The following is a 19,379-nucleotide window of genomic DNA, read 5'->3' as shown; positions in this document are numbered from 1 at the left end:
GGCGCGAGGACACACAGTCTATGTCCACGACATGCTTTCCGACCTCCTGGCGGCCTGCAAGGTCGATGCGCGCTCTGATCTGGTCTTCCCATCTTCGCGCACCGGCGGCAAAATGAGCGGCTGGAATAAAATGTTGGCCAAACTGGTGAAAGCTTCCGGCGTCAGCTTCACGCTGCACGATTTGCGCCGCACGTTCCGCACTGGCCTGTCCCGGCTGGGCGTGGACAAGGACACTGCCGAGCTGGCGCTCGGGCACGCGCGGGAAGACCTGGAGGCCGTCTACAATCGTGACGACGCGGAAGATCAGCTTCGCGGCGCCTTCAGCAATTGGGCGAAGCATGTCGCTGCGATTATCGCCAAAGATGCAGCACAGCTCGGGGCATTCGCATGACGACAGGCAAGACGGCAGGCTTTAGATACCGAGTGCCGGATGCGCGCGGACGGCCGAGAAAGCACGACGACTGGGCCGTAGAACTCCCTGTCGAAGACAAAAAATTGCCAGAGACGGTGAAGATCGTTGAGCGTCTCATGCTTAGATCGGATTACATCCACAAATTCGCGCTCTTCGCGTACGGCAAATACGGTTGCGCCGATGAGAACGGCTCAATGAAGGATGCCTTCAAAGGCGGTTTTGCGGTCGCCAGCGCGATCGTATGCGGACTGTTTCCGCGACCCGAGCAGACGGCAGAGAACATTGAAGCGGTATTGAAGTGGTTGGAAGATCCGCCCCGTTCCGAGTTTCCTCCCCTGAGAAGAGGCGTTTGCGAAAACCGAGGGCCAGGAAACCTACAAAAATCAAAGCCAAATATCTGAAATAAGCTAGTTAATTCAAACTTGTATGTTTTGTCTGTTGGTTTCCGTGACCGCTTGACACCCATTGCCTACCCTTGGGGGCATAGAGGGTTATCAACTGGAGAACACGAATGCAGAAGGACACACCTGATTTTTTGGCACTGGGCGCAAAACTCGACATCGACGCGTTGCCCGACAGTGCATTTCTCACTCGTAAGCAAGTCGCCTTCATGTCCGGATTTGCTGTCCAGACATTCAAAAAATGGGCGAAGGTCGGCCGCGGTCCTACGATCACTCATGTCGAGGGGCGCCCCCGCTACCGCGCTGCGGACGTCCGCGCTTGGGTCGCCGGGTCTGCAACAGGGGCTCAATGATGACGTCGTTGCTGAACCTAGCCGTAGCCGAGTTGAATGCCTATGCCGCTCAACTTGCGGAGAGCGAGAGCGAATTCGATAGGTGGGCCGTGGCCGTAGGCGATCCCAAGGACGTCGCCTTTCATCTCTACTGGATGACGGCGGCCAGCGAAAAGAGGACGCGGGCCGAACAGCTGGCCGTTGCAAAATCCATGACCGTCTACTCCGATATCGCTGCGTCGGTTGCGGAGCTCTTACCCGAGGAACACGGGAAGAACTATTCCCGGGTTGGGCGCCCCCGGAAGGATATGGGGGCTTGGGTGTGTGCCGCGGCCGTGTTTGAGGCCATGGTGACGGAACCGACAAAAGGCGCCGCAATTGTGAAAGCCGCCGCGCGTTTGGGTATTCCTGATCAATTGGACTTAGTAGAAAAGGGGCATACTCGCATTTTGAAGGCGGCCAGCCGGGCGCGATCCCTGCTTGGCGCCCTTGCGAAAACCATGTTGGTGATCGACGAAATCGAGATCCGGCAGCGTGTCGCAGCGGACGATGAAAAGCGCGAGCGCTTCGCATCTCGGCATGCCAGCCCTATTTCGGCGGAACGCTTCGCGGCAGGGTGATGAGCTCAACCAGGAGACCATCCCATGAAGTCGCAACGAAAAGCGCCCTACATCCCTTGGCGGGATCGGGCTTTTCTATCGCTTGAGGAAGCCGCCGAAATTACCGCTCGCTCGCCTGGATGGGTGCGCCGGCGCATCGGAAGCGGAATGCTGATCGGGCACCGCATCAAGCAAGGTGCCCCGCTTGTCGTCTCGGTTCCGAGCCTGATCGCCTATGTCGCTGCCGTGGAGCCTGTCGCGCCGGCTGACGTCAAGGCCCCGCCAACGCGCCTGGCGCTGGTGGCTTCCAATCCCCTCAAATGAATAAGGCGGCCCGCTGGAACGGTCCGCCTTGGAGATCAGTATGCACAGCGCTTATATACAGCATGACGGCCCTTCCGCGCAAGGCAATGCTTGCTTTGGCGACGTGGTTGCCAATGTTCCGGAGCGGTCGCCAGCCGCTCGGGATGCCGTGGCTTTCCTTCAGGCTCTGGACCTGCATGGATGGCACAATGTCGTTGCGATAGGGCCGAACCAAGCGCCGACCGGGCGGACATTTCCGCCAAACAGCTGGCACGAAATCGCCGATTGGGTCGATCGCAACAACGCGAAAGCGAACTGCTATTTTTCGTTGAACGAGCCGCGGCCGGATGCGCCGAACAAAAAGCTCGAAAAAGCTGATATCGCCCGCATCCGTGGAGTGGGTGTTGATCTCGACCCGATCAAGCATGACGACCGGCCGCTGACCCCTTCCGAGTTCGCCGAGGCACGCGCCGAACTTCGGTCACGCCAGCTGCCCGACGCCGCACAATTCCCGCCATCGCTGACGATCGATACCGGCAACGGTTTGCAACATATCTGGCTGGCTGCAGAGAGCATTGACGCGGGCGCCGAGGGGCAATGGGCAGAAGGATGCGGGAAAGCCTTGGCGAAGGCGCTGCGCGGCGACGCTGTCCAGAATATCGACCGCGTTCTCCGGCTGCCCGGCACCGTCAATTTGCTGACGCCCAAAAAGCTTATGAAGTATCCGCCTGGCAATCGAACCGCCTCGACCGAGGTCCCTGCCGCACCGCGCCGATATACGCAAGATGAGATCGGAAGCCTCGCGCCGCTGGCGCCGCGCGATGAGCGCGACGATTTCGACGAAACCCACACGTCGGACGAAACGGCCGCAATTGCGCAGGCCTTGCGCGAGATCGGGCCGGCGCCGGTATTCACAGGATCGTTTACAGACTTGGATCCGTCCGTTGCCGAGCGGCTCGCCATTGCGCGCCAGCGCAATCCAATGCTCGACAGTCTGCTGGAGGGGGATCCAAAGGCTTTACGCGGATCGCGGGCAGACGACACGACCGGTTCGCAGTTCCTGTTTTCATTGGCGCGCTATCTAGGGGATGCCCAATTTTCGGCTTCGGATTTCGCGGACGTCGCATGCACCTGGCCGATCGTGTTTTCGACGCTGGAGAAAGCCGAGGACGCCGGCGGCACCGGGCGCGCATTGGCGCGGGCATGGGGCAAGGCAGGCGCACCCCGCGCTGCCGAGATCAGCGTGATCGTTGCCAAGTTCTTTGACCCAAACCCGCCCGTCGCTGGTGGTATTGAATGGATCTCGCCGACAGCTTGGCACGGTTCTACGCCGGCGCCGCAGGAGTGGGAAGTCGAGAACTGGATACCACGGCACGAAGTAACACTACTCTACGGTGATGGAGGTGTCGGGAAGACGCTGTTAGCGCACCAATACGCCACCGCCGCGGCGACCGGCCGTAAGTGGCTGGGGCAGCCGACACGTGCAGCCCGCGTCATATGCTTCTTTTGCGAGGATGACGCCAATGAGCTGCATCGAAGGCAAAGTGCGATCAATCAATCGCTCGGCTTGGCAATGGACGATTTAACAAATTTGCGACTGGTCTCACGAAAGCATGACCTGAACATTCTGGCACGTTGGGATGCAAAAGCCGGCGAACTAAAATTGACCCCTCTCTGGTACCAGCTCCGCGACGGAGCGCGGGCGTTCGGCGCGGACGTGATCATCATCGACACCCTTGCGGATGTCTATGCGGGCAACGAGATCGACCGCGCGCAGGTCAGTGCCTTTGTGAAGCTTTGCCTGGGCGGCCTTGCGCAGGCGATCGGCGGCTCAGTTATTGCGCTCGGGCATCCATCGCAGAGCGGCAAGAACACAGGCACTGGCACTTCAGGTTCAACGGCCTGGAGCAACGCCGCGCGCTCGCGAATTTATCTGAAACGTCCAGACGGTCCGCAGAGGAAGGGCCGGAATGCCGACGCAACGCCGGAAAGCAGCGGTAACGTTCGCGAGTTGGAGAACATGAAACTCAACTATGGTCCGAAGGGCTCAAAGCTGAAACTGGAATGGAGACGCGGCGCCTTCGTGCCGTTGGGTGCCTCCAGTCCCGTTTCCAGCGTATCGGCGGCGGACACCGACGTTCCGGATCTCGACGACGTGGCAGAGCGCGCTGTTGCGGAAGCGATCATCGCCCGCGGGGGATCAGGCTCGCCCAATTCCCGAACAGTCCCTACTATGCGCCCAAGGTTCTGAAGGTCCAGGCAGCCGGAATTCTTAAATCATTGACCTTCGATGAGACGGCCGCCGCGTTCGAGCGACTGACGTCCAAGTCGGTTATCCGCGTCGTTGAAGTCGGTAGGACGTCAGATCGCAAGCCGATAATGGGATACGAAATCGACCCGATAGGCAGCGCGGCGATAGACAACTTGTCGTTAGAGGATGAAACATGCCCTTCCGTTTTCACCTAATTCCGATGAAGGAAAGTGCGCAAAGTGATCTGCCATTTTGCGCAAAGCGCGCCGAGCCCCTAGCTAAGTCATTGATTTCATTGCGGCAAGGCACAATGCGCAAATGTGCCGCGCAGAGTGCGGCAAAGCGCGGCGAAGTCCTTATTTTACAGGGGTTTGCGGGTGCGGGAAGCAAGTGCGCAAAGTGGCACCCCTACGGGGCAGCGCTGCGCGCTCGCGCAGAGCGCGCCATGCTCCCGGTTGGGTTAGGGGCCGACAGCCAGATAAATGGGAAATATACAAATTGTAGTCCGCTCATAATCGCGGCGCCGTCGCGGGAGCCACAGCGCCTTTACCTCACAGAACCTTGTTCTGGAGGTTGCCCATGAGCGGACCAAAGGGCGCGCCGCAGCTCGACCGCTGGCGACGGTCGCCCGAGTTCCGCGAGATCGCCCGGCGGCAGTGCCAGGAAATGAACAAGCGGCATTGGGAAGGCCCAAGATGCGAGGCGGCCAAGAGGTCCGACGGACAGCCTTGCCAGAAACCGGCGATGACCAACGGCAGGTGCCATCTGCACGGCGGCCGGACACCTTCCGGAGAGGGTTGGCATAAACCGCGATGGCCGAACCGCGGCGCTGCTGATGGTATGGAAAAGCTCGATCGGAAACTGAAGGATCAGGACCGCGCCGCTCGCAAACGAGCCAAGCGGCTGGCCGCGATGACGCCCGACGAACGCGAGCGTCATGAGAACTGGCACAAAGCCCGCCGGCCGGGTGCCGCTGCGGCTCGACAAAGGGCGCGCGACGAGCGTCGCCAGAATGCAGAATTCCGCGAACGCATGGCCGCCCAGCCTCACGCGCCGTCACCAGAGCTACAGGCGATCACCGACGAGCTTATGAACTTGCGGCAGCGTCTTGCCGAAATCCAAACCGACAAAGGAGTGTTTTCGTGATGACTGACGAACCCGATCTTGATTTCTCGCTGATCGAAGAAGAAGAAGACAGTCGGCTCCGCGCTGTCCTTATCCGCCAGGCACGAACGGAAGGGGTGAGGGTCGCATACGACACCGCATTGGCAATCTGCCGTGACCCCTCAGCGCCTGCACAGGCCCGCGCCAGTGCAATTCGCAGTCTGTTGGAAGTTGGCGATCTGTTGAACGCGAAGGGTCGCGAGGCTGCTCCAACTAAAGATCCAGCAGCTATGAGCGCAGACGAAATTTCCGCGGAAATCGTTCGTGCGAGAGCCCAACTGGCGGCTAGCAAAGCGCCTCGCAGCAGGACGAACGTTAAAAACAATGGTGCTTTTGATTGAGTGTCAGCTATACGCGTTTTCAGTTCGAAGAAGGAGAGCCAGAATGCTGCCTGGACCCAAAGAAAACGGCCCGTATCGCGATCGTGATATCGATTGCCAGGAAGCCCTACAAAGCGCGTTTCGGGCCGTGACGCGCCTTCCTGCGCAAAACCTCGTCGAGGCAGCCGGGGGCAAGCTGTCGCCGGCCCTGATCAATCTTGCAAAGGATGCGGCGCGCGTCGGTTGGGGTTTGGAAGAAGCCGAGACCGCAATCAGCGAACTAGCGCAGAATTACCTAGATGATCTCGGCGAGTGATCTTCATCACCGTCATCATTTCCCGCCGCGTTTTCGGGCCATTTCGCGATGGATCATCATCACTCTAATCCGCATGCAGTGCCTGCCCTCCGCGTCCTGCCGTTTCTTTTCCAGATATTCAGGACTGCCGGGCACCTTCAACGCAGCCTTTACCCTTTTCCGTTCGGCATAAGCTGCCGCGAACTCATCGACATCTTTCTCGTCGAAAAGAACCGGCCTGCCTGGAATGTACGAAATCATTCCCTGTCCTCGGAGACGCTTCAGTTTCTCCACGGACACGCCCATGCGTTTCGCGGCTTCAGCCTGCGTTAGGAGCCGGATCACCGCTTGCATCCCGCTTTGAGCGCCTCCCGCGCTTTGTACTTCGCGAATGCCACTCGCGCGCTTTCCGCAGCTTCTCCGGCTGCGGCCGCACTTCTTGGCGGTTCGGCGCCGTCTCCCGGCAGGGCGTGGACCTTTATGCTGTCGAGATACGCTTTCAGGTCTGCTGATGAAATCAGCACCGGGCGGCCGGGCACATGATCCAATTTCCCGGCAAGCCGCAGACGCTTCACCTTTGAAGTCGAGCATCTGAGTAGTTTCGCCACTTCTGGCTCGGTCAGGAATTCTTCTGGCATATCGGGCTCCGCTACTCAGAACCGGACTCTAGAGCCCGCCAATATACTCGGTCAAACATTTTTATGTATATTTATGCATATAATGTAGGCATCCATCGGAATACAAAATATACAAGCGCTTATTTGGAAGCAAAATTGAATAACATTTGACTGCATTGAGCCGATCAGCTTATTCTGTACATAGAATTGTTAACCGATTTGCTTTAGTTCCATCTTGCCGGGTTGATCTCCGGCAGGTCTGGAACCCCTGCGCCATGTCCAAGGCGTAAGCCTAAAAGCGCAGGGCCGAGGTCTCCCGGTTCTCAGTTCCAGACCACTATCGCCGTTGAGAACGGCACAAGGAGAACCGAAAATGACCACCGCAAACAGCGAAAATCATCCCTTTTACGAAATCGATGGCGGGCCGCTGGCGCACGTCTGGCAGATCGTGGACGCCGAGCAATCTTATCGGCTGGCATGTATAGCACTGAGAATTGGCGCGCGATCGACGGACGGTCGCGAAGACTTCCTAGTCGAGCCGTTCAGCAGCACGTTTCCGCTTCACGCTAGGTTGCCTGGTGCGAGTGTCGCGACGGCCGACGACTACGTCTTTTCGTCGGCTATGCCGCTGGAAGGCTTGGTAACGTTCATGGAAGAATGGCAGGCATCCAAGGCCTTTGCCGCTGCCGCCTGATACGGATTATCGATGCCGGGCATATAATAGGGTGCCCGGCATCGATCTATGCAGCGACACGCTTAGCCAGACGGCTTAGAGTAGATCGCGAACATCCCGTCGCATTGATGATGCTGCTCCAGCTCTGCTTGTTCGCCAGCATTTGAACGATGGCTGCATTTCGCTGCGCATCCTCCGGCCGCCCTTGGTAAACGCCGGTTGATTTTGCCTTTTCGATGCCCTGCGCCTGTCGACGCCGACGGTCTTCATAGTCCTTGCGGGCTATGGCCGCGAGCATATCCAGCATCATTCCGTTGATCGCGTCGAGCATACGACCGTGGATGTCGTCGCGGTCCGCGGAAGCCATCATCCAGGACGTGGGAAGATCCAAGGCCACCACCTTAACCTGCCGGTCCTTGATCTCGCGCTTGAGACGATCCCAATCCGCCGCATTGAGGCGGCTCAGGCGATCGACCTGTTCGACCAGCAGAATATCGCCTGGATGACAATCAGCCAGCAGGCGGAACAGCTCGGGCCGCTGCAGCGAGGCGCCGCTCTCATTTTCCGTGTAGGTGGCCGCGATCTTCAGGCCGCGTTCGTCGGCGAAGCGAAGCAGATCCTCCCGCGCACGGTTGGCATCTTGGTCTTTCGTGCTGGCTCGGAGGTAGGCGCGTACATACATCGGAAACACCATTGGTTCGCTTAGGGTGGTTCCATTATGATCGGTTCTATTAGGGTGTCAATACATATTTATCGAACCAGCAGATCATTGGTTCTCTCAAGGTACACCCTAATGAACCCACATAAGCGCATAGAACCCGCCGAACATGAAAGGCAAGACCCTGCCCTACCCCGGATCACCCCCTGGGCACACCAAACCGCGGGGGCCGGCGCTCACCGGACGCCCCTACAAATTTTCCGCTATTTTCGAACTTTTCGACATTCTGTAGTGCACTGAAAAGGCCGGGCTCAGCGCCGGCTTCTTGCGCCGGTCGCGCCAGCGCTAGATACTGCCGCCATGAGCGAATTGGTTTTCAAATTCGAATACAGTCCCGCTGATCCGGACAAGGATGCGATCCGAGACGACTTCGGTCGGTTGACTCTTTCAGTGACCACCGAACACTTCGCTGGCAATGGTGGCTTTTGGGTGCAGTGGCAGGATATCGTTGAATTTGCGGACCGCCTGACAACCTTTCCGATTGCACTAGAATCACCAATAAGCGCGCAGTGGGGCTTTCGGTATTTGGAGGGAGACGACCTGATATTGGGGGTGCGTATTGCCCCTGCCAATTCAACCGGCGGCTTACTTGTTAGCGTGGATATCGCCGACGACCGCCGACACGGCGACCGTCTGAAAACATCATTTCTGACCAACTACGCTGACGTTGAGACATTTCGTCGATCGCTGCTCAACTTGATGGACCGCAAGATCGACCAAGCGGTTCTGACGGGGCCTTAGCTAGCTACTCCAGCCCCTAGGATCAGTACCGATAACGGAATTCAAGACAGCAAAAACGTTCGCTTCAGCAGAAATCTTAGCAGTGTTGACGTTACAGCCTAGGAATTTTTGGTTTTTGCAACGGATATCGATCGCACCTGAGCTCGTTCGGAGCCTCACATCTGCGATCAATTTGCATGCCAAATTTGGCAAAATAGCACTTGAATTGTTATGCCAAATATAGCATATTGCATTCAGCCGTAAAAATACGGCACCGCCCCTGTTTTTATAAGGGGTGGCCACCTCAGAAGGAGTGACGTGATGAAAACAGAAAAAATGGTAATGGAAGGAAATACAAGTCGTGAAAGACATACAATTTATGGGCTCTTCGCTGGATGATCTACGCGAATTCCCTGATGATGTAAAAGAAGAAGTTGGTTTCGCGCTTTTTAAAGCGCAATGCGGTGAGCGAGCGATCAATGTCACGCCCTTGATTATGTTCAAAGGAGCGGGCGTCTTGGAAGTAATCTCGGGCCATGACCGCGACACATATCGCGCAGTATACACGGTCCGTTTTGGAGAAACGATTTACGTTCTCCATGCGTTTAAAAAGAAATCAAAAAGCGGCAAGGCAACGCCTAAGCACGAGATGGACTTGGTTGAGCGTCGATTGAAGGCGGCGGAAGATCACTTCATCGAACAGACAAAGAGAAAGTTGGTTAAGAAAAATGGTCGACAACAAACTTGATGACGTGAAAATCGTCAAAGGTTCGGGCGACATTTTTGCAGACCTTGGCATCCAATTGGATGCCAAGGATCGGCTTAAGATTGATATCGCCCGACACATTTCAAATGCTATTGTGCATAGAAATCTGACACAAAAGCAAGCTGCCGAGATTTTAGATACCGATCAAGCCAAAATCTCCAATATTGTGCGCGGTAAACTCAAAGATTTTACCGTGGACAGATTGTTGAACTATTTGATCATGGTTGGTATCGATGTTGATATGCGTTTAAGCGAGGCACAACCTCGTCAAGGCAATATCACGGTTCGAGCTCCTGTAGCGGCATTCGGCTGATTGCCGCTACATCAACATCGATAAGCAATCGATGCAAGCTAGTGTCGCCTACAGAGCTATGGCGGCACAACGGCACTGACCTCGGCTTTCGCTTCCGCTGAGGGAGACTTCAATTTGGTTGTAAAACTGACCCCGGCGGTTGGGGAAATGACAGCACCTTACTTGCTGACAGCCGCAAGCGCACCAAGCGCAATCGCAACAATCATTCTCATCACAAATTACCCCCAGGGCGCCACCGTTCGCTGTCGTCGTAAACTTGACAGAGGACAAGTTTAAGTCAATTCGGAACGAGTAGCGATAGTCACCGTATCGCTAAGGATTCTTTGCCGGGGCTGCGGATGCAAATTGTTCGAAACGCTGTCTCATGATCCGGTAACGTCCGCCGATGCTGGCCTGGTCGTTGCTGGTTCGTGACATAAGCTCAAAATCTAGCAGAAAAGCATCGCGGTTTGGCTCGCCGGCTGAAATAGCACGGTTTGCCGCGCGCTCTTTCTCAAACTCGTTTAGAAAGGGTCTGACTAGCCGCAACTGGTCCGCTTCAATGTTACGTATCAGCCAGTAAATTACTGGAATTTGCGCTTGTTGGTTTAACAATGGATCCTGGTCGATGAAGAGTTTCTCCATTCGGTCAAGAACGCTCTCAACACGGCCCGCCGCGCGCTTTACGTCTGAATCTTCGGCTTCGATAGCAGCTTCAGCGACGTCATCGACCGTAACAGGCGTATCATCATCTAAATCTTCAGGTTCATCATCGACACCAACAGCCTGTATGGCCGGTAACCTGCGGTTTGCCTCCGCCACGAGGTTATCCAACTGCCGCTTCTTCGTGTCGACAAACGTTCCAGTATGTTCAATGAGAAGCAGTTTCGCTGCTGTGTTCTTGTCTTGGCCCCGCAATTTGTTAAATCGAGTCTTAATCCAAAAGGGATGAAGGACTAAGTCTCGAATGAGATTGGGCACCTCACCCACCATAGCGTTACGAATCTCAGCACCCACAAGTGGTTTACTGGTGTTCAATCTAACAAAAAGCTCGCTTATTTTTGCCTCGTCGTCGGTGACAACACTCATTACACTCAGATTATAGTTGTCGAAGCGACGGCCAACCCTCGGATAGTTTGCCATAAGGTCAGAATATGAAAGGCCCCCGAGCTGTAAAGACGGGTCATCAAAATACAAAAAATCCTTGTTCAGAGTGAATTCGCCCTCGAAGAACCCGAAAATTGAGAGAAGGCGCTGCTTTCCATCGATAACTGCGTATTTTTTTCGCTTGTCGTTCAAGTTGCTGTTTAAAAGCGTGAAATCGGCGAAGTACAGTTTTGGAACGTCGAAGCCATTCAGGATAGTGTCGACCAAGCCCTGTCTTTGCGCTTGGGACCAAATGTGTCCCTTACGCTGATAAACAGGTTCAAGGTCGATGTTCTCTTTGTCATCCCACCATGAAGTTAAAGTCTGGGCAGGGTTTTGAATTACACGAAAGCTCACTCTAAAACCCTTTCCGGTTTTTGATTTCTCTGCCGAGCCCATCTAAGTCGGGATAAACCACAACGTCAGAAATTCCTATGTCATAGAGGTTCAAGAACATCCGCCTTTTTGATGCCGCGGGAATTACAATTCTCGCGACCACTCCCTGATCGCCACTCAGCTCGGGGTGCTTATCTAGGGCCTCAGTTTCTTTTCCAAAAAGGACAAAAGCTCCGCGCTGTGCTACAATTCTTGGGCTATTGTGCACGCCGAATATTGCCAAAGGCAGCTTCATGGTTACTCTTTTGCCGTCAGAGCTAGGCTGATATCCCCCGAGCTCATCAGCATATGCCCCAAATACTCTCTGCGACGCTTCTCGGTGCCGAGTAGCACGCGCATTAAGCTCCAGCGGATTAAGGACCCAGACCGTGGCGTCGTGTTCGTTAGCCGTCGCCTGTAACGCGTTCTCTAAAGCAAAAAAAGTGCAACAAAAGGATTCTCAGTCCAGTCCAGAAGGCGCGTTGGCACGCCGTAATGTTGCATGAGAAACAGTAGCTCAAGATCCTTTTCAGGGAGTCGTCCGCCGAAAGGCGGTGCCTGATGGCGAAACTCTGACAACAGCTCCCATTCTAATTCTATAAGTTCGTCAGGTTTTCTCACCGTCGGATGTCTGTAGAGGCTTGGGCTTAAATGGTGGTTCGCTTGCCTAGTCCCGCGATACCAAAGTTTGCCGTCTTTCGACGCTAAGGCCGCAACGCAAGCGGCAAAGCCCTCCAAAGAATCTGTCGTGTCATACAGTGGTGCGCTAACTTCTTCGGCATTGGAGGCGCCCAAAATATCTTCGAACTGGTCTGGCATTTCTCTTCCCCGGATCCTCGGGCACAAATTACCAGTATCGAATTAACTTAAAGTTGCGGGTTCAGAGAAATCCATCCACAGCATGATCCTTAAACCGATCGGCCCGGCGAACATACGTTTCCACCGTCCGCGGATCGCGATGCCGGGTCACTTCCATGATGCGCGATATGCTGGCCCGATTCTCGGCTGCCGATGTGACGAAGCCGGCGCGCAGCGAGTGACCGGATAGCTTCTCGACATCGAGCCCGGCCGCCTCAGCGTAACGCTTCACGATCTGTCCTACCGGGCTGGAGGCCAATTCGCAGTACCATTTCGCCTTGGACAAGCACCGTAAGGTTGCGCGCGTCGAGAGCAATCAACAGCTGCCTTCATGTCCCAGCTATGCAGCAATCTGGTTTAAGGATTTAAGTATGCTCAGATGGTCATCTCGGGAGCTACAGCATGCTGAAGACGAAAATCTTTTCAACTCTGACCGGCGCGATTTTTCTGTCGTCTTGTAGCCCGGGAAAGACAATCGCCAATCTGTTCTGGGAAAATGACGCTGCTCCCTGGGAAACGGTCGATGCCTTCTACTATCCCAACCGCAACGATCTGACGATCAGCCAGAACAGTATGGACGTTGCCGGCGTCGCCGGCTGCAGAGAAATAGTTCGCTATATGGCGGTGGTGAATAACGATCCGCAGCTATTGCGGGGCGACTATGAATGCGGCGTCGGACGCCTCGAAAATCCGGGGTATGCAGGCATCAACGTTTATCGGCTCACAATTCGTTAGAGCCGGTACGTATATAAGCCTCGCTCGCCGACAATCATTTTCGATCACGACAAGCTGATCTGGACCGATTCATTCGGCGCTACGTGGAAGAAGTATTCTGACATTCCGGAATTGAGAAACCGGTCGGCCCTCCACCGCTTCCAGTTGCCAAGGTGAATGACTTCCCGTGACGTACACTACCGGAGAGCGTCCGGATGGTTTGTATGATTATCGGCTGACACTAGGGTAGTCTCCCTTGGATCAACATTGGTAGCTGCAACTGATGAACTACTGTTGTATGGAGCACTCCGCGTCACGCTACCGAACCGGCGCGGACGTGCCTACCTTCGGGTATCGCAATTTGGGGGAGCTGATGTTTGATATGACGATCGAATTAATGGCCAACGGGCTATCGCTCGTGAATAGTTTGGTCGATTCGGCGAAGCATGGAATTGCAGGCCGCGAGCGCGTGAAAATCGAAAAGGTGATCGAAGCGCTGCACTCACTATTTTTCTTTGAGGATCGCACAAGAGATTTAATTGTGAGGTTGGCGAACGGTGAAGAAGTGGAGAGAGAGGCCATAGATCGCGCCTTAAAGGGCTTCGAGCAATCGGAAGATCCAGTTGCTGAAGCGCTACTGGTGGTAGATGCAGCTGCCACACAACGCCCGTCATTTCTGACGCTGGATGCGCTAGACAAACTGCGAACTTTGCGCCGCCATAAGGGTAACGTCCGGGACTACATAGAACTAATTCTTCTAGACTTGGCAGGGCCGTCTGATGAATCCATGTCCGCTGAACAAAGGCGTTACGAGGCTGGCCAATTACTTCAAAAAATCGATGACATAAATGCCCGCCTCAACGCTGTCGACAGATCAATTAGAGGGCAATGATCGTTCTGACCGGCCGGTAAGTCAGTCCAGACCGGGCGCGCCAAGACCATCTCGCTTAACCCGCTGATTTTCTTCATAAATTAACCACTTTACGGAGTATAATTAGGTCCGACCTTGAGGTTTTCGATAGTTTTCAGAGGCTTATGATGGCAGACACGTCTATCGAATGGACTGATGCGACTTGGAACCCCGTTGCAGGGTGCTCAATCATGAGCGCTGGCTGCACGAACTGCTACGCGATGCGGATGGCGGCGCGACTGGAAGCAATGGGCGTTGAAAAATACGTAGGCCTAACGCGCAAGACGGGCGGCCGGGCAAAGTGGACCGGCGCGATCACTCTGGACGAGAAGGCGTTGACGGTTCCGGCTTCGTGGAAAAAGCCGCGTAACGTATTCGTCAACTCAATGTCGGATTTGTTCCACCCTGACGTGCCGACGGATTTCATTCGCAAGGTTTGGAATGCAATGGCCGGTACACGCCGGCACACCTATCAGATATTGACAAAGCGCCCCGATCGAATGGCCCAAATTCTCAGGGGGATGGTTTTACGGTGCTCCCGAACGTCTGGCTCGGAACGAGCGTGGAGGATGGCCGCGTACTCTACCGCCTTGATGAGCTTCGCCAAGTGCCGGCAGCGATCAGGTTCGTCTCGTACGAGCCCCTGATCGGCTCCGTCTATGGTGGTAAGCTCGACGGCATCCAATGGGCGATCGTGGGCGGGAGTCCGGTCCTGGCGCTCGTCACATGGACCCGGCTTGGATCGACGAAATATTCGACCAGTGCACCGATGCGGGTGCCGCATTCTTCTTCAAACAGTGGGGCGGAAAAAACAAGAAGGCCGCGGGGCGCGCGTATCGAGGCCGAACGTGGGACGAAATGCCCGCGGCAGCCTAAAGGAAGCTTGGTTGATCGCTGACCGACGCGGTCTTCCAAAATCTATGGGCGAGTTCATGTTTGGCGGCCAAAAGGAGCCAATAAAGGGGCTGATTTTTACTGCCGGTGATCAGCTTCATATCGACATGGTCCGACGTTGCGATACCGGACTTCGACACCAGACCGCGCCAATACTCGAATACGTGACGGCGGATTTTTGATTGCGCCTGTGTCAGATCAATGCCTTCCTTCCAGCCGGGTGCAAAGCTGTTGAAAGCGGTTTGTTGATCGCGAATATTCATTCCCAAATTACGTTGAAGGTCCATTTTGCTTACGTGAACTAGCATGTCGATCCTTTTCAGTCGCGCCAGTTCATTCACTATCGCAAAGTCGAAGGCTCCTAGATTAAATGGATCCACGAATGCGAAGTGCAGTCCGTAAGCGTTCACCTGTTTGACGATCACCTTCACTGTATCGGTCGCACGACCCAAGTGTGTCACGACCGGAGCGCCAAGGGCTCGTAGCCGCTTCTCTGCCAGATGCAACCGCTCTTCATCGGAGTCCGCAATGTGGACTTTCGAGAATGGGGCGCCTCCTTCGACGCTTTTCTTCCACGCTGCGACGCAACTGCCATCAATGAACTCGCCTGATTTGCGAACAACTGCCCGTCCCGGTCCGCAGAAGAGATCAATATAGGTCGTTCCCCCTTTATCGGGTCCAACGAAGTTCTTCCGGACGCCACGGGAAATGTCCAGATATCGCACCAGGTATTCGTGTTTTTGCTTTGCCCAGCTCCCGACTTCTTCAGCCAGCATGCCGTCATCGCCTTGGACGAGGTTTCCCATCAATTTCCCTTTAAAATTTCAATATTTCCGTCCAGTGCGATCTTAGTGGTCCGGATAATATCCGCCGCCTCCAACATGGCATAGTCAATCACTAACCGCCCGGTCTCGACCAGGCGCTCCGGCGCCCGCAACGGTTGCCCGCGGCATCCGTTTGCCAATCGTATTGGCAGTTGCCTCGATAAGACGGGTAGGATGGACCGTTACAATTGTTGTTCGCGCACACGGCGACCGCCGTTCCCACGAGGGCGACAGCGAAAAGTGCAGCGGCGGCCTGGTTTTGTTGCTGGACCATCAAAACGCACTCTTGCGGATCGATGCGGCGCTTAGCCAGTTCGACAGTCAGATCATACATAAATTGCTGATCTGTCGTTTCCAAGAATGTCCTACAAAGCGCGGCCTTGCTGACCCCTTCAGGGTTCTTCTGAAACTGAGCTTGTGTTGTCGAACAGCCAGACAAAACGCTAGATATGCCGAGCGCGAACGCCAGCCCCACAATTCGACTTTTCATCATTTCCCCTGCAGGACGTCCCCACGCCCTATGGGAGCAACGTGACAGGGTACACGCAGGAGTCAAGTCAGGTGCGACGTAGCAGGCGGCGATGATCCGCAAGCGATACGATGTTGGTAGGGCGCAACTCGGCCGAAACGACCTCCGGAAACCCGACCTCTGCAGACGAAAGAATTTCGACGTCTTCCAGCACGATCGACAACAGCGCCGCCACTTGATCGGCATCGCGGCCTTCATCGATCGCCCGAGCCAAGACCCGAGCGGAAGCGCTTGCCCTCACGCGCACAAGGTCAATGGGAAGCATGGAGCCACCTCCTAGTTTGCAGATTATGCAGAAATCACGGTTTCGCGACTATTTCGGCGGAAAACGGCAGACTACCGTTAGCCGTATCAATTGCAACAGGATCGTCGAATGCCCCGCAGCATGAGTATTGACCAGATCACAGACGAGGCGGAACGTCTGATTTTTCAGTTCTGCAAGATAGCAAACGTATCCGAAATCAGTCTCAGCTTCGAAATGGGCCTTGCCTTAAGCACGTTCCGACGGGTGGCGTTGACGCATCAGATCGACGGAAACGTTGGCCGGCGCATGCTTGACGCTGCCATCCTCGCTCACGCAACAGCCGCGGCCCGGTTGCCTGCCACCTTCGACCGCGAAATTTTGAATATTGGAATGCGAGCGGTCGCGGGGCTGATTGTCGTCTGGACCGAACCTGAGACGCAACGCTCTGTGCGTTCGGCCGATGTCTGCCACGATATGCGCGACCATTTGCGCATCCTCTGCAACTGCATCGACAACGCCGATCTACAAGACCGCATCAATGAGCGAAAGCACGCCCGAATTCGACAGGCGGTCAATCAGCTCCAGCGCATCGCAGGTTGATGAAAGCCGCCAGACAGAAGGATTTAACCGATGGCGTGGACACCCGAACAGGAAGCAGCCATAGCGCGAGCAAGGGCACGCAGCCAAGCGGAGAAGGTCGGAACCGAAGGCGAAACAGCGCGCCAATTCAATCCAGAGCAACAAAAAGCGCTGGCGTTAGCTCGGGCACGCATGCGTCGCGCCGCTGCCGAGACTGCAATTAGTGGACAGACCACCGGCGTCGTGCAGCCTGACGGAAAACTTCACGCGAAGCTGTTTGACGGAACGATTTTGACGTTTCCCGCTAACACGCCCCCTGAAGTGATTTCACGCGTTGCCAAGGAACAGACGTTGGCCAAGCGGGACGCGTTGAACGTCGCGACACCAAACTCCGACGCGCCATCGACAGCGACTGATATGCTCTACAGCGGCGCGTCTGGCGTCGTGCGCGGGGCTGCGGAACTGGCCATGTTGCCGATGACGGGCAAGCGAATGATTGAAAGCGGCCTGGACTATCTCGTCGATAAGGGCGAAGGCCTCATTCGCTCGGCCGTCGGCGCGGAACAGCGCCCGATCGGTCGTGCGGCCGAGGCCCGCGCCAACATGGCGAAATACGACCCGACCGGAACGGCGATCAACAGCGGCCAGGACGCCATTCGCGGCGTCATGGATGACAATCTGTATGCACCGAAGACGACAGCGGGTGAGTACGCCGAGACCGTCGGCGAATTCGTTGCGCCTGGTGGATTTCCGACGCGGGCGGCGCGGGCCATGCCTACGCTCGGGCGGAAAATCAGCGAGGGCCTGTTTAACGTCACGCGCAACGCAGCCGTTCCAGGCCTTGCCTCAGAAGCGGCTGGACAGATGACCGAGGGCACGGCCTACGAGCCGGCGGCCCGTATTGCCGGCGCAGTGATGGGGAATGCAGGCGTGGCCGCTGCCCGGTCCGCCAGCACGCCGGAAGCGGTTATCCGGCGAGCTGTCGGCGATCCCGAAGCCATCGATTGGGAACGTGCCGTCCAGCTGCAGAACAATGGACGCGGCGTCACGCTGACTGGTCCGGAGGCGATCACACAGGCTACCAATGGAGGGACCGCCCTCCCCAACCTGCAGCGCGTCGTCGAAGGATCTGCCGACGGCCGTGCGAGAACCGCCCCGTTCTTCAGCGCACGCCCTGGCCAAGTTCACAACGCTGTCGACGAGGTCTTGAACCTGATCGCCGCGCAGAGCGACAACCCGTCCTTGCTCGGGCCTCGTGCGGTTACGGCCGCCGAGGGTGTCATCGATCGGGCCCGACAACGCATCAACGCGACCACACGGCCGCTTTACGATGCCGCTGCGACGCAGACCATTCCCGACGCCCGGTTTATTGAGATCAACAGCGATCCACGTTTTCAGACCGCGCTGGCCCGTTTGCGTGCCAATCCTGAATTGGCGCCGGATTATGCCGCGCTGCCCGACAACGCGATTGGCGTCGTCGACGCGGTAACGAAGGATATGTTTTCACGCGGCGAAGCACTCGCAAATAGGGCTAACCCGCTCTACGGTCCCGAGGCTGGTGCGCGCAACACGTCCGGTGCGGCGAACGCGCGAGACATCGCCCGCGACCCAGCCCGCGGCGGATCGGCCGATTACGACGCAGCATTGCAGCAGCAAGCACGAATGCGCCGCGACATCTTGGAGCCGCTTCAGCAAGGGCCTGTTGGGCGGGTCGCTAGTGCGACGGACACAGCTGGCGCAGGCAATGCACTGTTGCCCCTGAACCCGCTCACGGGATCACGCGACGAGACGATCGACGCAATTACTCGTTTGATTGACCAGGACCCCGCTACGACGACGGGGCTTATCCGGCAGAACCTGGCCGATCGGTTCCACCGCGCGGCCACAGAAACGCAGGAAGGCGCGAACGAATTTGTCGGCGCAAAATTCCACAAGGACATTGCCGGCAACGTGCCCCGCCGCCAGACGCTGGACGCGGCAATGTCCGCCCTGCCCGATCAGCGCGCGGCCACGACGATGCCCGAGCTCCTGGACGTGCTGCAGGCCACCGGCCGGCGAAAGCCGATCGGCAGCGCCACCGCTTTCAACAGCACACTGCAGAGCGATTTGGGAACCGGTTCGATGTTGGCAACACCTTTCCGGACCGGCGCAAAGACCATTTCGAGCTTCGGCACAAATATCGGCAACGCGATGACGCAAGCGACCCAACGCAACAACATGCGTCAGCTGGCCGACTTGTTTACCGAACCCAACTCCGTCGAGATGATACGATCGGCAATGAACCGGCGGCCAGGCGTGGCTTACCGGGAAGCCTTTCAGCGCAGTGCCGCACAGTCCGGAGCTGTCGAAAACGAATGATTAAAAGAATGTCGGTCGCGGTAAGACTCCCTAGAGGCGGCCATTTACCCGCTCGCCGGCTCTCTCACAGCAGCAACAGGGATCA

26 protein-coding genes and 1 pseudogene are annotated in these 19,379 nt (G+C 56.4%); 18 read left to right on the top strand and 9 right to left on the bottom strand.

The genetic code is table 11. The features are described from left to right. Nucleotides 1-31 precede the first annotated feature (31 nt). From P6U16_RS13555 to P6U16_RS13515, 9 genes are all read left to right on the top strand, one after another. Nucleotides 32-391: a tyrosine-type recombinase/integrase gene (locus tag P6U16_RS13555; protein WP_277701006.1), complete on the top strand. Its 360-nt coding sequence runs from the start codon at nucleotides 32-34 to the stop codon at nucleotides 389-391. After that, nucleotides 388-813: a hypothetical protein gene (locus P6U16_RS13550; protein ID WP_277701005.1), complete on the top strand. Its 426-nt coding sequence runs from the start codon at nucleotides 388-390 to the stop codon at nucleotides 811-813. Before P6U16_RS13555 ends, P6U16_RS13550 begins: the two co-directional genes overlap by 4 nt. 110 nt (nucleotides 814-923) lie before the next feature. Further along, the gene (locus P6U16_RS13545; protein WP_277701004.1) at nucleotides 924-1,166 is read left to right on the top strand and encodes a hypothetical protein; all 243 of its coding nucleotides are present in this window, start codon (nucleotides 924-926) and stop codon (nucleotides 1,164-1,166) included. Next, on the top strand, nucleotides 1,163-1,765 hold the full coding sequence (locus tag P6U16_RS13540; protein ID WP_277701003.1) for a hypothetical protein: 603 nt from the start codon (nucleotides 1,163-1,165) through the stop codon (nucleotides 1,763-1,765). Before P6U16_RS13545 ends, P6U16_RS13540 begins: the two co-directional genes overlap by 4 nt. Nucleotides 1,766-1,789: 24 nt before the next feature. Next, nucleotides 1,790-2,068 carry a hypothetical protein gene (locus P6U16_RS13535; RefSeq protein ID WP_277701002.1) on the top strand — a complete coding sequence of 93 codons (279 nt, stop codon included), beginning with the start codon at nucleotides 1,790-1,792 and terminating at the stop codon, nucleotides 2,066-2,068. A gap of 40 nt (nucleotides 2,069-2,108) precedes the next feature. Then, nucleotides 2,109-4,298, top strand: coding sequence for an AAA family ATPase (locus tag P6U16_RS13530; RefSeq protein ID WP_277701001.1), 2,190 nt, complete (start codon nucleotides 2,109-2,111; stop codon nucleotides 4,296-4,298). A gap of 579 nt (nucleotides 4,299-4,877) precedes the next feature. After that, nucleotides 4,878-5,444 (top strand): HGGxSTG domain-containing protein, encoded by a 567-nt coding sequence (locus tag P6U16_RS13525; RefSeq protein ID WP_277701000.1) that lies wholly within the window; start codon nucleotides 4,878-4,880, stop codon nucleotides 5,442-5,444. Continuing rightward, complete coding sequence (locus tag P6U16_RS13520; RefSeq protein ID WP_277700999.1) at nucleotides 5,441-5,803, top strand: hypothetical protein; 363 nt, start codon at nucleotides 5,441-5,443, stop codon at nucleotides 5,801-5,803. The genes P6U16_RS13525 and P6U16_RS13520 overlap by 4 nt, the downstream gene beginning before the upstream one ends. A gap of 43 nt (nucleotides 5,804-5,846) precedes the next feature. Beyond that, on the top strand, nucleotides 5,847-6,098 hold the full coding sequence (locus P6U16_RS13515; RefSeq protein ID WP_277700998.1) for a hypothetical protein: 252 nt from the start codon (nucleotides 5,847-5,849) through the stop codon (nucleotides 6,096-6,098). Between the two features lie 15 nt (nucleotides 6,099-6,113). On the opposite strand, the gene P6U16_RS13510 is transcribed toward P6U16_RS13515, so the two are convergent. Further along, nucleotides 6,114-6,422: a helix-turn-helix domain-containing protein gene (locus P6U16_RS13510; RefSeq protein ID WP_277700997.1), complete on the bottom strand. Its 309-nt coding sequence runs from the start codon at nucleotides 6,420-6,422 to the stop codon at nucleotides 6,114-6,116. Beyond that, a complete protein-coding gene (locus P6U16_RS13505; protein WP_277700996.1) occupies nucleotides 6,419-6,715 on the bottom strand; it encodes a helix-turn-helix domain-containing protein in 297 nt (98 codons plus the stop codon). Before P6U16_RS13505 ends, P6U16_RS13510 begins: the two co-directional genes overlap by 4 nt. Before the next feature lie 352 nt (nucleotides 6,716-7,067). On the opposite strand from P6U16_RS13505, the gene P6U16_RS13500 reads away from it, so the two are divergent. After that, a complete protein-coding gene (locus tag P6U16_RS13500; protein WP_277700995.1) occupies nucleotides 7,068-7,388 on the top strand; it encodes a hypothetical protein in 321 nt (106 codons plus the stop codon). Between the two features lie 46 nt (nucleotides 7,389-7,434). Here the strand turns inward: P6U16_RS13500 and P6U16_RS13495 are convergent, their stop codons facing one another. Next, entirely contained in the window at nucleotides 7,435-8,049 is a 615-nt protein-coding gene (locus P6U16_RS13495; protein WP_277700994.1) for a recombinase family protein, read from the bottom strand. 336 nt (nucleotides 8,050-8,385) lie between these two features. Between P6U16_RS13495 and P6U16_RS13490 the strand changes: the two genes are divergently transcribed. From P6U16_RS13490 to P6U16_RS13480, 3 genes are all read left to right on the top strand, one after another. Next, nucleotides 8,386-8,826 carry a hypothetical protein gene (locus P6U16_RS13490; RefSeq protein ID WP_277700993.1) on the top strand — a complete coding sequence of 147 codons (441 nt, stop codon included), beginning with the start codon at nucleotides 8,386-8,388 and terminating at the stop codon, nucleotides 8,824-8,826. A gap of 340 nt (nucleotides 8,827-9,166) precedes the next feature. Beyond that, the gene (locus P6U16_RS13485) at nucleotides 9,167-9,553 is read left to right on the top strand and encodes a type II toxin-antitoxin system RelE/ParE family toxin (protein ID WP_349017651.1); all 387 of its coding nucleotides are present in this window, start codon (nucleotides 9,167-9,169) and stop codon (nucleotides 9,551-9,553) included. Beyond that, entirely contained in the window at nucleotides 9,534-9,884 is a 351-nt protein-coding gene (locus P6U16_RS13480; RefSeq protein ID WP_277700992.1) for an XRE family transcriptional regulator, read from the top strand. Before P6U16_RS13485 ends, P6U16_RS13480 begins: the two co-directional genes overlap by 20 nt. A 312-nt stretch (nucleotides 9,885-10,196) precedes the next feature. Here the strand turns inward: P6U16_RS13480 and P6U16_RS13475 are convergent, their stop codons facing one another. The 4 genes from P6U16_RS13475 to P6U16_RS13460 form a co-directional block, all read right to left on the bottom strand. Beyond that, nucleotides 10,197-11,366 carry a DUF262 domain-containing protein gene (locus P6U16_RS13475; protein ID WP_277700991.1) on the bottom strand — a complete coding sequence of 390 codons (1,170 nt, stop codon included), beginning with the start codon at nucleotides 11,364-11,366 and terminating at the stop codon, nucleotides 10,197-10,199. A gap of 1 nt (nucleotide 11,367) precedes the next feature. Then, a complete protein-coding gene (locus tag P6U16_RS13470; protein ID WP_277700990.1) occupies nucleotides 11,368-11,640 on the bottom strand; it encodes a hypothetical protein in 273 nt (90 codons plus the stop codon). A 173-nt stretch (nucleotides 11,641-11,813) separates the two neighbouring features. Further along, nucleotides 11,814-12,203, bottom strand: a complete 390-nt coding sequence (locus P6U16_RS13465; RefSeq protein WP_277700989.1) for an FRG domain-containing protein — start codon at nucleotides 12,201-12,203, stop codon at nucleotides 11,814-11,816. A 61-nt stretch (nucleotides 12,204-12,264) separates the two neighbouring features. Continuing rightward, nucleotides 12,265-12,474, bottom strand: coding sequence for a tyrosine-type recombinase/integrase (locus P6U16_RS13460; protein WP_277700988.1), 210 nt, complete (start codon nucleotides 12,472-12,474; stop codon nucleotides 12,265-12,267). Nucleotides 12,475-12,644: 170 nt separating this feature from the next. Here P6U16_RS13460 and P6U16_RS13455 point away from each other — a divergent pair, with 170 nt between their 5' ends. The 3 genes and pseudogenes from P6U16_RS13455 (at nucleotide 12,645) to P6U16_RS13445 (ending at nucleotide 14,742) form a co-directional block, all read left to right on the top strand. After that, nucleotides 12,645-12,977, top strand: coding sequence for a hypothetical protein (locus tag P6U16_RS13455; protein WP_277700987.1), 333 nt, complete (start codon nucleotides 12,645-12,647; stop codon nucleotides 12,975-12,977). A 352-nt stretch (nucleotides 12,978-13,329) separates the two neighbouring features. Further along, nucleotides 13,330-13,848, top strand: coding sequence for a hypothetical protein (locus tag P6U16_RS13450; RefSeq protein ID WP_277700986.1), 519 nt, complete (start codon nucleotides 13,330-13,332; stop codon nucleotides 13,846-13,848). A gap of 146 nt (nucleotides 13,849-13,994) precedes the next feature. After that, nucleotides 13,995-14,742 (top strand): annotated as a pseudogene (locus tag P6U16_RS13445) (DUF5131 family protein). Here P6U16_RS13445 and P6U16_RS13440 read toward each other — a convergent pair. Beyond that, a complete protein-coding gene (locus tag P6U16_RS13440; RefSeq protein ID WP_277700985.1) occupies nucleotides 14,739-15,536 on the bottom strand; it encodes a three-Cys-motif partner protein TcmP in 798 nt (265 codons plus the stop codon). The pseudogene P6U16_RS13445 and the gene P6U16_RS13440 sit on opposite strands and share 4 nt — an antisense overlap. Before the next feature lie 605 nt (nucleotides 15,537-16,141). Then, complete coding sequence (locus P6U16_RS13435) at nucleotides 16,142-16,378, bottom strand: hypothetical protein (RefSeq protein ID WP_277700984.1); 237 nt, start codon at nucleotides 16,376-16,378, stop codon at nucleotides 16,142-16,144. A 108-nt stretch (nucleotides 16,379-16,486) separates the two neighbouring features. Between P6U16_RS13435 and P6U16_RS13430 the strand changes: the two genes are divergently transcribed. Together P6U16_RS13430 and P6U16_RS13425 are read left to right on the top strand one after the other, a co-directional pair. Further along, nucleotides 16,487-16,957 (top strand): hypothetical protein, encoded by a 471-nt coding sequence (locus P6U16_RS13430; protein ID WP_277700983.1) that lies wholly within the window; start codon nucleotides 16,487-16,489, stop codon nucleotides 16,955-16,957. 30 nt (nucleotides 16,958-16,987) lie between these two features. Continuing rightward, nucleotides 16,988-19,294: a hypothetical protein gene (locus P6U16_RS13425; RefSeq protein WP_277700982.1), complete on the top strand. Its 2,307-nt coding sequence runs from the start codon at nucleotides 16,988-16,990 to the stop codon at nucleotides 19,292-19,294. Nucleotides 19,295-19,379 lie beyond the last annotated feature (85 nt).

The organism is Rhizobium sp. 32-5/1, assembly GCF_029537235.1.
GTDB lineage: Bacteria > Pseudomonadota > Alphaproteobacteria > Rhizobiales > Rhizobiaceae > Pararhizobium.
Note: the sequence above shows the minus strand (reverse complement) of the source record. Positions and strands in the feature narration are given on the sequence as shown.

Excerpts from the sequence above, each read along its gene's own strand:
- P6U16_RS13555 (WP_277701006.1), top strand. The coding sequence starts at position 32 with ATGCTTTCCGACCTCCTGGCGGCCTGCAAGGTCGATGCGCGCTCTGAT.
- P6U16_RS13550 (WP_277701005.1), top strand. The coding sequence starts at position 388 with ATGACGACAGGCAAGACGGCAGGCTTTAGATACCGAGTGCCGGATGCG.
- P6U16_RS13545 (WP_277701004.1), top strand. The coding sequence starts at position 924 with ATGCAGAAGGACACACCTGATTTTTTGGCACTGGGCGCAAAACTCGAC.
- P6U16_RS13540 (WP_277701003.1), top strand. The coding sequence starts at position 1,163 with ATGATGACGTCGTTGCTGAACCTAGCCGTAGCCGAGTTGAATGCCTAT.
- P6U16_RS13535 (WP_277701002.1), top strand. The coding sequence starts at position 1,790 with ATGAAGTCGCAACGAAAAGCGCCCTACATCCCTTGGCGGGATCGGGCT.
- P6U16_RS13530 (WP_277701001.1), top strand. The coding sequence starts at position 2,109 with ATGCACAGCGCTTATATACAGCATGACGGCCCTTCCGCGCAAGGCAAT.
- P6U16_RS13525 (WP_277701000.1), top strand. The coding sequence starts at position 4,878 with ATGAGCGGACCAAAGGGCGCGCCGCAGCTCGACCGCTGGCGACGGTCG.
- P6U16_RS13515 (WP_277700998.1), top strand. The coding sequence starts at position 5,847 with ATGCTGCCTGGACCCAAAGAAAACGGCCCGTATCGCGATCGTGATATC.
- P6U16_RS13505 (WP_277700996.1), bottom strand. The coding sequence starts at position 6,715 with ATGCCAGAAGAATTCCTGACCGAGCCAGAAGTGGCGAAACTACTCAGA.
- P6U16_RS13500 (WP_277700995.1), top strand. The coding sequence starts at position 7,068 with ATGACCACCGCAAACAGCGAAAATCATCCCTTTTACGAAATCGATGGC.
- P6U16_RS13495 (WP_277700994.1), bottom strand. The coding sequence starts at position 8,049 with ATGTATGTACGCGCCTACCTCCGAGCCAGCACGAAAGACCAAGATGCC.
- P6U16_RS13490 (WP_277700993.1), top strand. The coding sequence starts at position 8,386 with ATGAGCGAATTGGTTTTCAAATTCGAATACAGTCCCGCTGATCCGGAC.
- P6U16_RS13480 (WP_277700992.1), top strand. The coding sequence starts at position 9,534 with ATGGTCGACAACAAACTTGATGACGTGAAAATCGTCAAAGGTTCGGGC.
- P6U16_RS13470 (WP_277700990.1), bottom strand. The coding sequence starts at position 11,640 with ATGAAGCTGCCTTTGGCAATATTCGGCGTGCACAATAGCCCAAGAATT.
- P6U16_RS13465 (WP_277700989.1), bottom strand. The coding sequence starts at position 12,203 with ATGCCAGACCAGTTCGAAGATATTTTGGGCGCCTCCAATGCCGAAGAA.
- P6U16_RS13455 (WP_277700987.1), top strand. The coding sequence starts at position 12,645 with ATGCTGAAGACGAAAATCTTTTCAACTCTGACCGGCGCGATTTTTCTG.
- P6U16_RS13450 (WP_277700986.1), top strand. The coding sequence starts at position 13,330 with ATGTTTGATATGACGATCGAATTAATGGCCAACGGGCTATCGCTCGTG.
- P6U16_RS13440 (WP_277700985.1), bottom strand. The coding sequence starts at position 15,536 with ATGCTGGCTGAAGAAGTCGGGAGCTGGGCAAAGCAAAAACACGAATAC.
- P6U16_RS13435 (WP_277700984.1), bottom strand. The coding sequence starts at position 16,378 with ATGCTTCCCATTGACCTTGTGCGCGTGAGGGCAAGCGCTTCCGCTCGG.
- P6U16_RS13430 (WP_277700983.1), top strand. The coding sequence starts at position 16,487 with ATGCCCCGCAGCATGAGTATTGACCAGATCACAGACGAGGCGGAACGT.
- P6U16_RS13425 (WP_277700982.1), top strand. The coding sequence starts at position 16,988 with ATGGCGTGGACACCCGAACAGGAAGCAGCCATAGCGCGAGCAAGGGCA.